Here is a 13,155-nt window from a genome sequence, read left to right as displayed (position 1 = left end):
TTATCTCAAGAAACTGAACTCATTTTACTTTAGAAGGAGTGAATCGAATGAAATGGTTGAAACGGTTGGGCACCCTGCTAATGGCAGGAAGTCTTATAACAGGGAGCTTGGGTACAGAGGCATCCGCCGCGGGTTCTTATACAGCCACGGCTGATCCCTCGAAGCAATATCAGACTATCGAAGGTTGGGGAACATCCCTTGCCTGGTGGGGCAAAGTGGTCGGAGAGTACTCCAACCGGGATGAGTATGTGGAAAAGATGTTTAGCCCAACAACCGGACTAGGTCTAAACGTCCTGCGTTACAACATTGGAGGCGGCGATAATCCTTCATCGAATGTGCTGGAATATCGCAAAGCCGTGCCGGGATATCAGCCTTCCCCGGGTGTGTATGACTGGAATGCAGATGCCAATCAGCGCTATATGCTCCAAGCCGCCAAATCATATGGAGTCAACGTCTTTGAAGCCTTTGCGAACTCGGCACCTTACTGGATGACCATTAGTGGAAATGTGTCCGGTGCCGCGAATGGTGGCAACAATCTCAAGCCCGATTACTATGATGATTTTGCTGATTATCTCACAGAGGTCGTGAAGCATTTCAGAGATAACTGGGGCATCACGTTCGACACCGTAACGCCGCTCAATGAACCCATCTCCACTTGGTGGAAGCAGGGCAACGATCAGGAGGGCATGCACTTTGATCGGGCAGATCAGAACACGATTCTGAGCCAGGTGCAATCTTCACTTACAGCAAAGGGATTGTCCACGAAGCTGAGCGCGCCAGAAGAATACAGTCTGGATGACACAACCACTTCCTTCAACAGTTACAGCAGTGCAGTGAAGTCTGCGATCAGTCAGATTAACACACATACCTATGGCGGAAGCAATCGTGCATCATTGCGGAATACAGCGACTTCAGCGGGAAAACATCTCTGGACCTCAGAATATGGAGACGGGGATGCCAGCGGACTAACGATGTCACGCACGATCCTTAAGGATATACGCAACATGGGGGCGAGTGCGTGGGTGTACTGGCAGGCCGTAGATAGTGCAGATGGCTGGGGATTTTTCAAAAACGTACTGAATAACACGCAAACGACCAGCTACACCGTGAATCAGAAATATTATGTCATGGGCAACTACAGCAAGTTTATTCGTCCTGGTTATAAGATCATCGGCATGAGTGATGCCAATACGCTTGCTGCCTATGATGCTACTTCAGGTAAAGTGGTGCTGGTGACTACCAATTCGGATTCGAGTGATACAACGGTGACGTATGATTTGAGTCAGTTTACAAGTGTTGGATCGTCTGCTCAAGTGCACCGGACCTCCTCTACGGAGAAGTTGCAGCAACTGACCAACATCAACATTCAGAATAAAAAGTTTACAGCGACCGCCAAAGCGGGCTCGGTTACGACCTATGTCATATCCGGCGCGACGTATAATGGCAGCACAGGATATGAATCCGGGGCGATCTATAAGCTGATCAATCGGAACAGTGGTCTCGCTTTGGATGTGAATGGGGCTTCTACTGCCGGGGGTGCAACGATCATCCAGTGGAACGACAATGGCGCAGCAAACCAACAATGGAAGTTGGAGTCTGCGGGCAACAGTTATTATAAGATCCGTAACGTAGGCAGTGGTCTGCTGCTGGATGTGAATCAGAGCTCTACTCAAGGAGGAGCAGCCTTGATTCAGTGGCAGGATAACGGGGGCAACAATCAACAATGGTTACCGGTGGATGTCGGAGGATATCTTGTGCTCGTGAATCGCAATAGCGGCTTAACCGTTGATATCAACCAGAGCTCCACAACCGCCGGTGCCTCGACCATTCAATGGGCAGACAATGGAGGAGCCAATCAGCACTGGAGTTTGGTTAAAGTGAATTAGAAGGAGAGTATTCATTGCGCGGACTGCTCTCGCTTTAGAATGATTCAACGTTGCTAAGGTAAGGATACTCCTTTCTTGAAGTAGGGCGCGCTATGCCACACGGCACGGCTCAAGAAAGGAGTTCATCCTGATACACCAAATCGAGTTAGCTTACGTTCAGTACTAGTTCAGCCTTCTCCGGGGCTAGTGCTCTATTGAAAACGTGAAAGGGCAAATCGTCCAATATCCTGATCCGTATGCCCTGTTTGCACCAAGTCAGACAATATTTTGCCCACTGCACTTGCGAATTTGAAGCCATGACCGGAAAATCCACCTGCCAGCCATACATGATTATGGGCAGGGTGACGGTCGATAATAAAATCTTCATCCGGTGTGAACTCGTATTTGCATACCCCACCACGCTTCAGCTTTCCCGCTGCCAGAGGCATCCGAAGTTCAAGCAATCTCCGCAGATCACCCTCATCCGTCTTATCAGAGCCAAATGAAGCCAGTGTACCGCCTGGTGTCCACTCCTGCCCCGTATCGTGACGTCCAATCTTCAGACCCGACCCGCCAATGCTCGGAAATCCATAATATCCGCCTTCTTTTCCAGCCAGCGTGAAACCGGGAAAGTGATCCTCGGCGAACAATGCCTCCGGTGCATCGAACCATCCCACGGTTTTGCGTACAGCTCGAATGGGAAGGTTCACGAACGGTTTCAGCGTCTGAAACCATGCTCCGGCACTGAGAATGACCTGGTTCGCATAATACGTCTCGCCAGCAGATGTGATGACTCCAACAGAATCTGCGCTGCACTCGATATGTTCCACACGTGTGTGCGTTAAGAGAGTGGAACCCGATGCTTCGGCTGCCTGACGGAAGGCGAGCACGCAGCGTTCACTGAATAAATAACCTGCATCAGGCTCATACATTCCCTCGTAATGTTCAGGGACTTCAATGCCTGGCCAGCGTTTCATGATTTCGGCTGCGCGCAAGGTTTCATATCGAATCCCCGCATCGTCAGCATGGGTTAAACGATTATGAAAAGAATGGATGTCCGGGTCAACTATATTCAAGACGCCCGAAGGTACAAGCAATTTGGCCCCGGTAGTATCCTCCAGTTCTTCCCACAGTTCCTGCGCCAGAAGTGCCATCGCTATATAGTCAGGTCCCCCGCTGTACACGTGGCGGATAAGCCGTGGTTCTCCGTGATGGCTGCCCTCCGTATGCGGAGGATCAAAGGCATCAATCAGTAATGTTTTTAATCCACTGCGCGCAAGATAATAACCTGCACTCATGCCCATCGATCCGGCTCCAACGATAATGACATCATAGGAATGTGATATAACCATCCCTCCTTCCGCTTATTTTTCAGAGACCAATCTTATACAGGATAATCTAGTCTTCAAATCTACGGCAGTCAATAGAACAGGTTATAGAGAAAGCCGATACAACAATAGAAAATTTTGATTAAGGATAAAGTTGTATGTATACCAAAATAGTGGTAGAGTTTTGAACTAAACATTCCGACCTGATTAGTCGGCATTTCAGATCTCTGTATATTCAGATGAAGAACAAGGAAGGTGAAGTCAACGTCAACGAATCCAACACAAGTGTCTGGTTTTCCCAGTCAAACCTATGCCGAAATTGTACTTGAACCCGCCTATAACCAGGCCACACAGCATCTGCTGAACCCCATGATGGCCGTAAACAAAGCACATCTAATTATGCTCCGTGAACAACACATCATTCCGGAGCAAGAAGCGTGCCACATCGCTTCGGCTGTACAGAGTCTGGATGTGGATGGGCTCCGAACGAGCGAGTATTCCTCCCACGTTGAAGATTTGTTCTACCAAGTCGAAGTTGAACTAGAGAAGCTTGGCGGACCCTCTGTCGGGAATCTGCACTTAGCCAGAAGCAGAAACGATATGGGAATCGCCATTTATCGTATGGTGCTAAGGGATAAGCTGAACTCAGCGATTTCCTCAGGGCTGTCATTACACCGAAGCCTAAGAGAATTTGCATTACGTCATATCGATACCCTCATGATTGCTCACACGCACACCCAACAAGCCCAGCCGACCACACTTGCCCATTACATCTGTGCCGTTAGCGATTCCCTTGAACGGGATCTCGAGCGGTTGAAATCCGCCTATACAGGCTGCAATCGCAGCAGTCTTGGTGCGGCTGCTCTCACCACTTCTGGATTTCCGGTCTGTCGAGACCGAACCGCAGAATTGCTCGGCTTTGATGGCATTATTGAGAATGCCTATGATGCCGTCAGCGGTGCAGATTATGCAGGTGAAGCCGCCTCTGTAGCCCAACTGGCAGCTATAAATCTGGGGCGTTTCGTTCAGGATCTGCTGTTATGGTGCACACAGGAATATGGTGCATTAATTGTAGCTGCCCCTTACGTTCAGATTAGTTCCATCATGCCGCAAAAACGGAATCCGGTATCCATTGAACACGCCCGTTCACTCCTTTCAAGTGCCAAAGGGGATGCAGCAACTGCTCTTAACATGATGCATAACACGCCCTTTGGTGACATTGTAGATACCGAAGATGATATGCAGCCCTATGTATGGAGAAGTCTGAATACACTTGAATCCGTATATCGCTTGCTGTCCGAAGTGATGGATACCCTTAAGGTCAATGTGTCATTGCTGCGTGAACGGGCAGAGCGTAGTTTTGCCATGGTTACCGAACTTGCAGATACGCTGGTCCGCACAGAAGGATTATCGTTTCGACAAGCTCATTCCATCGTGAGCCGGATTGTAACACAGCTGACGGAATCTGGTATTTCTATTTCGGGATTGAACTGGGAGGTTGTGAACACAGCGGTACAGGAAATTGCCGCCAAGCCGCTTGCCCTAACCTATGAGCAATTAGAGGAAGCAATATCTCCCGAGCATTTTGTACACATTCGGCATGTGCGTGGTGGACCCAATCCGGAAGAAGTGGCAAGAGCATTGGAGGCCCAAGCGCTCCGTCTCGGCAAACAGGAACAATGGAGTCTCGATACCACTAATAAACTCCGTTCTGTAGATGCAAAACTGGATTTAATTCTAAACGGCTGGCTTAACAGAATCTAAATGGAAGGAGTAAAATCAATGTTCTCCAATCCCGACTTTCGAGTTTTTGACATCCATGCCCATCTGCCTTATAAACTTTTGCTTTCCTCATATAAAAACCATGAGTTGGTGACGCGATATGGCAAGGAACGAAGTGAGCGAATGCGACTAACCTGGGATTTCCCAGCGGTGGAGGAGCAGGGAGAGGAAGCAGCACGGCCGTTAATTGAACGGTGGGTAGAGGAATTGGACAAATACAATGTTGCTGGACTTAACTTTCTGACGGCTCTGGATAATGACAATCTGGCTGAACAAATATCCTTATACCCGGATCGGTTTACCGGATTCGCCTATCATCCCATTGAAAATGAAGATGCATCCATTGAGCTGCGTAGGGCAGTTGATGAGCTCGGATTGCGAGGATATAAGTTGTTTGGTCCCCTCACCCAGATTCCCTTTGACTCTCCTTCGCTCGACCCGGTGTGGGCATTTCTTGCAGAGCGCCGCCTGCCTGTCCTGATTCATTTTGGCATGCTTGGTCATGCCGGAGGCATCGTTCATCATCCCAACATCAATCCGCTTGCCATCTTTAATACGGCCCGTGCCTATCCGGATATTCCGTTCATCATCCCTCATTTTGGCGCAGGGTATTTCCAGGAGCTTCTGCATCTAAGTTGGAGCTGCCCTAATGTATACATCGACACATCCGGTTCTAATCAGTGGGTACGCTGGATGCCCTATGAGCTGAACCTGGAGACGTTATTCCGCAAAACATACGAGCTGCTGGGTCCAGAGCGAATTATCTTTGGAACGGATGCAAGCGGATTTCCGCGTGGTTATCCTTATCGTTATTTGCAGGATCAGGTGCGTGTATGCCGTGAACTTCGCTTCCCTGAAGCGGACATTGAACTCATCTTCGGAAATAACGCAAGACGTCTGTTGAAGCTGCCTGTTGGCAAAGCCGTCGGTTCCACCAACGCGTAAGCCAAGGAAATAGAGAACGTTATAACACTTTTGTTGCAAAAGAGGGGAGAGTGGCTTCACTTGACGAAATCCGGTTATTTTTCATTCAGGCCAAGCAAGACCCTGCAATTATTGATTGCAGGTTTACTCTTATTGAGCATTACAGCTTGCTCAACCAAGCCATCCGAAGAGTCTGGTTCGGCAGGTGTAACAGCTTCGGGTGATCAGACGGAGCCCATCACGATTGAGTACTGGCAGTACGAATTTCCAGCCAAGGTTGAACTGATCAATACCTTAATCCAGGAATTCGAGACGGAACATCCCAACATCAAAGTCAAACAAACCAATTTTCCATACGACCAGTACAATCAAAAGGTAGCTACACTGGTTCCCGCTGGAAAAGGACCGGATGTCATCAATCTGTATTACGGCTGGTTGCCCAAATATGTGCAATCCGGTTATTTACAGCCGTTGCCGGAAAGCAGCTTTCCGGGCATCGCCGAGGCATTTTTCCCTTTTGTAGATACAGCCAAATTAAACGGAAGCTATTATGCTCTGCCTACAGGCGTGAGAACGCTGGGGTTGTTTTATAACAAGGACTTGTTCACCAAGGCTGGACTTGATCCGGACAAACCGCCTACGACTTGGGAAGAGCTTGTCTCGGATGCCAAGGCATTAACGGAAACGGACAAAAATGGGCAGTTGGTGACAGAGGGTTTCGCATGGGAACCAGGTTCCCAGCTTCATCACTGGTTCCGAGACGGATTGTTATATCAAGCGGGAGGCAAAGATACGAGCGAGGATCGTCGGAAAATCCTGTGGAATGATACCCCTGCAGGGCTTGAAGCATTCAAGTATCTGGTTGATTTTGCAACCGTGCATAAGGTAGGAATTAACGGCTTTTACACTGATGATGCCAATGCATTCAAAACGGGCCATGCCGCAATTAACGTCGATGGTTCATATCGATTGGGATCTATCAAAAAAGACGCTCCCGATTTGAATTTTGCTGTCGCACCGCTGCCGGGTTATAAAGGGAAATCCACACAGGCTTCATTCTGGGCTAATGCGATTCCAGCCAATGTTACCGGAGAGAAGTTGGAAGCAGCTACGGCCTTTTTACAGTTTTTGATCAGCAAGGGCGTTCAGGAACAATGGGTGGAGAAGGTCGGTGAACTTCCCGCACAGAAAGAAGTTGCTCTTCAGGATAAGTATGTGAATGACCCGCTGCTTGGCCCTTTTATCTCCCAACTGAACGATGCCAACGCCCACTTCTTCATTGATGAGACGCAGGAGCGTACGTTGTTTGTGAACGCTGTGGATGAGGTGCTGCTTAATCATGTGCCGGAAGAACAGGCCTTCAATGATCTGGTGGCCAAAACTCAGAAGCTCTATGACGACTACTGGGCGAAACAGGATAAGAAAAAATAAGTTCTCATTCAAGGAGGCTGCGCAGCTATGAGGACTACCGGGGTGATCCCTTCGCGGCCGAAACGGCGTCGTTTATGGTTCGGATCGGGAATAGGAAGACTCAATTACAGACATAAACAGCGGTTATTCATTTATGGCGGTTTGTTGATTCCGCTGATCTATTTTGTAGTCATCCGCATCTTACCGATTCTGTATTCCTTTAACGTAAGCTTTCGCGAATGGGGCATGCTGTCACCGGATAAACCCTTTGTGGGCTTTGATAATTATGCGACGTTGCTAAGTGACTCTCTATTCCTCAAGTCCCTGGTGAATACAGGAATCTACGTCGTTGTTGGTGTACCTGCACAGTTGATTGCCGGATTAATCGTGGCTCTTCTTCTCCAACAAGTGGTGAAGCTGCGCGGATTGTTCAGGACAGCCTACTTTATCCCGTATGTAACCAGTGTAGTGGCGGTAAGCTGGATATTCCGGTGGCTGCTGATGAAGAACGGGATTGTAAATGCTCTATTTATAGAGTTGGGCCTTGGGCCGCAATCTTTCCTGTATTCGCCCACACAGGCCATCTTTTGGATTATTGCGGTGATGGTATGGCAAAATATCGGATTTCAGATGCTCATTTTCCTGGCGGGTCTGCAAAACATCCCCAAATTGTATTATGAGGCGGCTGCCATAGACGGAGCCACGGGTTGGCAGCGCTTTGTGCATATTACGATCCCTCTGTTGAACCCGGTCATGCTTCTATCTGTCGTCATGGCAAGCATCGGGTTTCTGCAATCCTTCACTCAGGTGCTGAATATGACTGGAGGCGGGCCGTTGGACTCCACCATATCTGTCGTGCTTCATATATACAATTTGGCTTTCAAGAGTTTTGATATGGGCCTGGCCTCGGCAGCCACCGTCATTCTGTTTGTCATCATATTCATGCTGACTCTGGTTCAGCTTAAAGTGCTTGGCAGTCGTTTTCAACAGGAGTAAAAGGAAGGAGGGTGCTTTACAAGCATGAGCAGATCTGCCGCATGGGCCGATACCCGAACAACACTCCGCTGGAAACGTTCCGGGTCAATGATCAGTTATGGTTTACTTACGCTCGGACTTGGGTTGATGGTGTTTCCGTTTCTATGGATGATATCGACGTCGTTCAAGACGCTGGATGAAATCTACTCTCTAAGCCTCATCCCTTCCAGAGTCACATGGGATAATTATGCGGCTATTTTTCAGGGAACTCCATTTCCCCGCTGGATGTTGAACAGTTTATATGTAGCCGTCATTGCCACCGTGAGCGTCTGCGTATTTGATTCCATTACGGGATACATTCTGGCCAAATTTACGTTCTGGGGGAAACAGGTTATCTTTGTACTCATTCTGAGTACATTAATGGTGCCGACTGAAATGCTGATTATTCCATGGTATCTTGTATCCAGCAGTTTTAACGGCATGGATACGTACTGGGGAATTCTGTTTCCAGGTTTAATATCCGGGTTTGGCATTTTTCTAATGAAGCAATTCATGGAATCTCTTCCTTCGGAATTACTGGACGCGGCACGAATTGATGGCATGGGAGAATGGGGCATTTTCCTTCGGATCGCTGTTCCGCTGGTAAGGCCAGCGTTCGCTACCCTCTGCATTCTGACATTCCTGGGCAGTTGGAATTCGTTCATCTGGCCGCTCATTATTACACAGAGTGAGGAGATGTTTACGATTCCGGTCGGGATGGCTTTCTTCTCCAGCGAGGCTAAGGACAGCAGCAACTGGGTGCAGATTATGACTGGAGCAACACTTTCGGTTCTGCCATTGATCATTCTCTTTCTGTGTTTTCAGAAGCAGATCATTCGTGGTATTGCTACAACAGGTCTAAAATAGCATTAAAGCGACGGACATGTTTTATAGAAAAACAGAACCCTACAATACAAAGCAAAACAAAACAGAGCCGGTTACCCCGTCAAGGGGGCCGGCTTTGTTCTTTCATGGAAATGGAAAAGCCATGCGTGCAATGAAGCGGTGCATTTTCCATATGGAAATGGGTGATTCGTCCATGGAAGGCCGGACCTACCTTGGATATAATCGGAGACTAAAGCCGTAGCAACCAGGAGGAATACTTCATTGAAACAAGTGATGAGACATGACGGAACAGAACCGGAGGTAACTTTGCCGGGAACCACCTTTTACCGCATGCGTGCAGAACAGACCAAAAGAGAGTACGAGATCAGAGTTTGGGTGCCGGAGAGCGCCCCGCCAGCTTCCGGATATCCCGTGATCTATTTACTGGATGCCAATGCGGTGTTTGGTACGATGGTTGAGGCCATGCGTGTACAATCTTTACGCCCGGAGAAGACCGGGGTTGCGCCAGCAATTATTGTTGGCGTGGGGTATACAGTCCGGGAAGCCTTTCCACAGGACAGGCACTATGATTTTATGATGTCGGTTCCCGAAGATGAATTACCCCGGAGACCGGACGGAGCAACTTGGCCGGAGCATGGCGGCGCTGAAGCATTCACCCAATTTATCGAGGAACAATTGAAGCCGGACATTGAACGACGCTATGCCATTGACCGGAGCAGACAGTCCGTTGTGGGACACTCGCTGGGCGGATTATTTGTTTTGCAGTTGTTACTAGATCGTCCGGGAACATACCGAAATTACATTGCAGGTAGTCCGTCTCTTCATTGGAACTCGGCCTGGATCGCCCGGCAGCAAGAGACGTTTGCTTCCCGTATGCTGGATAATCGTATGGAAATTCACGTTTTACTTGCAGCAGGAGAACTGGAGGGGAGTCATCCCAGCGGGGTGATTGAACGTTCCCGAGCATTTACCGAATGGTTGAACCATGCCGATGCAAATGGAGTCCGTGCTGATTTTATCTGTTTTGAAGATGAAGGTCACATCTCTGTATTGCCTGTGTTGATCAGCAGAGTACTGCGATTTGCATCCAGAGATTGATCGGGTTGAGCACCATCATGAAAGAACTAGTAGATGCGGGGGTCTCTGAAAATTTGATATACTGATGATAGTTATTGAGAATGGTTATCAAATGGAGGCCTATAAATAGATGATTTCCCCTAACTTATACCCTAATCAAGAAGTGGATTCCACGTATCCACTCGACAGATTGACTATAAAATTGCGTGACATGGAGAAAATGAAATCCACTTCAGACTGGAACATTCCCCAGCAGCATACCTCGTCTTATGTGCTTGTCATGGTCACAGGTGGTGAAGCCTTACTGACACTGGATCGGGGGTCTATCCATATCCATGCACAAGGCGTATATTCCTGTGTACCCGAATCCACTTTTGGACTGACCTCTTTCGGAGATGAAGGAGCCGAAGTAACGATCATGCGGTTTGACCTTTATCAAGAGCTGCATGATGATCCTGACACTTTGCATGTGGTTAAAGATACCCCGATGTTCAGATCTGGCAAGGAGCTGGCGGTGTCACCAACCGTTCAGCTCTCATTTATGTGCGAAGAAATACACAACCTGTGGCATAGTGGCAGGGCCATGGGACATTTTCAGGCACATGTGCAATTTCTCCAATTACTCGCAAGCCTTACAGAAGCATCACCTCCGCTCAAGGAAGATTCCCAGATGATGATCCAGCGTACCAAAGATTATATCGATGAGCATTCCAATGAGAATCTAACCGTGGAATATCTGGCAGGCATGGCCGGGCTGAGTCCGAAATATTATGTGGACCTGTTCAAGCGAAGATATGGAATGAGTACAACTGATTATATTTCTTCACTCCGCATTAACCGGGCAAAACAACTGATGGCCGGTACTGAAATGCGTCTGCGGGATATTGCTCATCAGGTTGGATATCACGACGAATTTTACTTCAGTCGCAAATTTAAAAAAGCCATGGGAATATCCCCTTCGGTATATATGAACAGCCGCCGCCGTAAAATTGCCGCCTATCACATTGCGATTACAGGACATTTGCTGGCCCTGAACATGATTCCCTATGCGGCACCGCTGCACCCGAAATGGACATCGTATTATTATCGAATGTATGGCAAGGACATCCCTGTACATCTGAGTGCCTATCGGATTGACATGGAATGGCAATCCAAAATTCAGGCTCTGCAGGAGCATCAGCCCGACCTGATTATCAGTTACGACCATTTGCGACCTGAGGAGAAAGCACAGCTTGAAGGTATTGCACCGGTTCATTACCTCACGGTCTCAGATCACAACTGGCGATCACAGCTCCAGATTCTGGCTGAACATCTGGGGACACAGCAGGATGCCAAGAGTTGGCTGGAAACTTATGATCATAAGGTTGACCAGGTCAAAACGATGATGCATCAAAAGCTTGGCAACGAGAAGGTAGTCGTTGTCCGTTTGTTAAAACATCAGTTCACACGTTATTGTTCACCATCCATGTTGGAAGTGTTATATGGAGATTTGGCAGTCAAACCAGCTCATGTCAGTGAGGAAGGGGAGATATATAACGAGCCGATTACGCTGGAACAACTGGATGAAATGCAGACGGATTGGATATTTCTGATGGTATGTCAGGAGAGTGAGACGTTATCCTTCTGGGAGGATGTGCAGAAAACCTCCTTGTGGCAAAATATAAAATCTGTTCAGAATAACCGGTTGTTCATCATCCCGGCTGATCCCTGGCTTGAGAACTCGCCCCTCGCCAACGAACGCATCCTGGACGATCTGATGGATCGCTATCGGTGAAAAATCCATAGAGATTCAGGACAGAGTCCATGGTTCTGTCGGTCAATCTTGTTTATCATTCAATAATGATTATTATTCTCAATTAGAATAATCGAAATTGAAGGGGGATCACCAGAGATGAAAAAGAAATTGGGGTTATGTTTGGTAATGATATGTATGCTCGCTGTATTGGGAGCGTGCGCCAATAAAGAGGACGCGTCAGGGACTGCGGAGAATTCGGCCTCGACTGGAACAACGGCGACGACCAATGAAACGGATACAGCTGAGGCAGCTGAAGGTACAAGAACTATTAAATACTTAGATCAGGAGTACACGGTTCCGACAGAGGTTAACCGTATTGTAATTACCGGTTCCATGGAAGCCATGGAGGATGCACTGGTTCTTGATGTACATCCGGTAGGGGCTATTACTTTTGGCGGCGAATTCCCGGAGATGTATGCTTCTATCACGGATCAAGCTGAGTCCATTGGGCAGAAGATTGAGCCTAACTTTGAGACCATTCTGTCCCTGAAACCGGATATTATCCTGGGTTCTACGAAGTTTAAACCTGAAGTGGCCGAGCAGTTAAGCAAAATTGCGCCATTTATTCAGGTGTCTCATATTGCTACGGATTGGGAGTCGAACCTTAATCTACTGGCTGAGCTGACAGGCAAACAGGAACAGGCCAAACAGGAAATTGAACAGTATAAGGCTGCTTTGACTACTGCCCAGGCTGAACTTGGGGACAAACTGGAAAACAAAAAGGTGTTGGCAGTACGTATTCGTAACGGACAAATGTATGTGTATCCTGAGTCTGTCTTTGTGAATCCGATTCTGTATGGAGACCTTGGATTCCAGGTTCCGGCCGAGATTCAGGCAGCCAAAGCACAGGAAGCACTTTCGGTAGAGAAGTTTGCAGAGATGAACCCGGATTATGTGTTTGTACAATTTGAGACATCCGAGAACTCCGACACCCCGAATGCCCTGACAGATCTACAGAACAACCCGATTATCCAGAAGACAACTGCGCTGAAGGAAAATCATGCTTTTGTTAATGTCATTGATCCATTGGCTGAAGGTGGTCCGGCCTGGAGTCGTATTGAATTCCTGAAAGCAGCAGTTGAGCAGTTATCCAAATAATTAGAGCAAGGCGTGT

The 13,155-nt window shown here is 48.1% G+C and carries 10 protein-coding genes; 9 read left to right on the top strand and 1 reads right to left on the bottom strand.

All coding sequences use genetic code 11. The features are described from left to right. Nucleotides 1-47: 47 nt before the first annotated feature. On the top strand, nt 48-1,886 hold the full coding sequence (locus BUA17_RS19215) for an RICIN domain-containing protein (RefSeq protein WP_063565351.1): 1,839 nt from the start codon (nt 48-50) through the stop codon (nt 1,884-1,886). Between the two features lie 191 nt (nt 1,887-2,077). On the opposite strand, the gene solA is transcribed toward BUA17_RS19215, so the two are convergent. After that, nucleotides 2,078-3,217, bottom strand: coding sequence for an N-methyl-L-tryptophan oxidase (gene solA, locus BUA17_RS19210; protein ID WP_072734631.1), 1,140 nt, complete (start codon nt 3,215-3,217; stop codon nt 2,078-2,080). Between the two features lie 231 nt (nt 3,218-3,448). Here solA and argH point away from each other — a divergent pair, with 231 nt between their 5' ends. The 8 genes from argH to BUA17_RS19170 all read left to right on the top strand — a co-directional run bounded on the left by argH (nt 3,449) and on the right by BUA17_RS19170 (nt 13,139). Continuing rightward, the gene (argH, locus tag BUA17_RS19205; RefSeq protein WP_072734630.1) at nt 3,449-4,957 is read left to right on the top strand and encodes an argininosuccinate lyase; all 1,509 of its coding nucleotides are present in this window, start codon (nt 3,449-3,451) and stop codon (nt 4,955-4,957) included. An 18-nt stretch (nt 4,958-4,975) separates the two neighbouring features. Beyond that, nucleotides 4,976-5,920 (top strand): amidohydrolase family protein, encoded by a 945-nt coding sequence (locus BUA17_RS19200; protein WP_072734629.1) that lies wholly within the window; start codon nt 4,976-4,978, stop codon nt 5,918-5,920. Nucleotides 5,921-5,980: 60 nt separating this feature from the next. Further along, complete coding sequence (locus tag BUA17_RS19195; protein WP_072734628.1) at nt 5,981-7,330, top strand: extracellular solute-binding protein; 1,350 nt, start codon at nt 5,981-5,983, stop codon at nt 7,328-7,330. Between the two features lie 27 nt (nt 7,331-7,357). Then, on the top strand, nt 7,358-8,305 hold the full coding sequence (locus tag BUA17_RS19190) for a carbohydrate ABC transporter permease (protein ID WP_072734627.1): 948 nt from the start codon (nt 7,358-7,360) through the stop codon (nt 8,303-8,305). 24 nt (nt 8,306-8,329) lie between these two features. Then, nucleotides 8,330-9,190 carry a carbohydrate ABC transporter permease gene (locus tag BUA17_RS19185; RefSeq protein ID WP_072734626.1) on the top strand — a complete coding sequence of 287 codons (861 nt, stop codon included), beginning with the start codon at nt 8,330-8,332 and terminating at the stop codon, nt 9,188-9,190. 249 nt (nt 9,191-9,439) lie between these two features. Beyond that, entirely contained in the window at nt 9,440-10,267 is an 828-nt protein-coding gene (locus BUA17_RS19180; RefSeq protein ID WP_244552197.1) for an alpha/beta hydrolase, read from the top strand. Nucleotides 10,268-10,376: 109 nt separating this feature from the next. Next, the gene (locus BUA17_RS19175; RefSeq protein ID WP_072734625.1) at nt 10,377-12,020 is read left to right on the top strand and encodes an AraC family transcriptional regulator; all 1,644 of its coding nucleotides are present in this window, start codon (nt 10,377-10,379) and stop codon (nt 12,018-12,020) included. Nucleotides 12,021-12,137: 117 nt separating this feature from the next. Beyond that, on the top strand, nt 12,138-13,139 hold the full coding sequence (locus BUA17_RS19170; protein WP_072734624.1) for an ABC transporter substrate-binding protein: 1,002 nt from the start codon (nt 12,138-12,140) through the stop codon (nt 13,137-13,139). Nucleotides 13,140-13,155 lie beyond the last annotated feature (16 nt).

Origin of the sequence: Paenibacillus sp. ov031, from assembly GCF_900143165.1 — a bacterium.
Classification (GTDB): domain Bacteria; phylum Bacillota; class Bacilli; order Paenibacillales; family Paenibacillaceae; genus Paenibacillus; species Paenibacillus marchantiae.
Note: the sequence above shows the minus strand (reverse complement) of the source record. Positions and strands in the feature narration are given on the sequence as shown.

Excerpts from the sequence above, each read along its gene's own strand:
- BUA17_RS19215 (WP_063565351.1), top strand. The coding sequence starts at position 48 with ATGAAATGGTTGAAACGGTTGGGCACCCTGCTAATGGCAGGAAGTCTT.
- solA (WP_072734631.1), bottom strand. The coding sequence starts at position 3,217 with ATGGTTATATCACATTCCTATGATGTCATTATCGTTGGAGCCGGATCG.
- BUA17_RS19200 (WP_072734629.1), top strand. The coding sequence starts at position 4,976 with ATGTTCTCCAATCCCGACTTTCGAGTTTTTGACATCCATGCCCATCTG.
- BUA17_RS19190 (WP_072734627.1), top strand. The coding sequence starts at position 7,358 with ATGAGGACTACCGGGGTGATCCCTTCGCGGCCGAAACGGCGTCGTTTA.
- BUA17_RS19185 (WP_072734626.1), top strand. The coding sequence starts at position 8,330 with ATGAGCAGATCTGCCGCATGGGCCGATACCCGAACAACACTCCGCTGG.
- BUA17_RS19175 (WP_072734625.1), top strand. The coding sequence starts at position 10,377 with ATGATTTCCCCTAACTTATACCCTAATCAAGAAGTGGATTCCACGTAT.
- BUA17_RS19170 (WP_072734624.1), top strand. The coding sequence starts at position 12,138 with ATGAAAAAGAAATTGGGGTTATGTTTGGTAATGATATGTATGCTCGCT.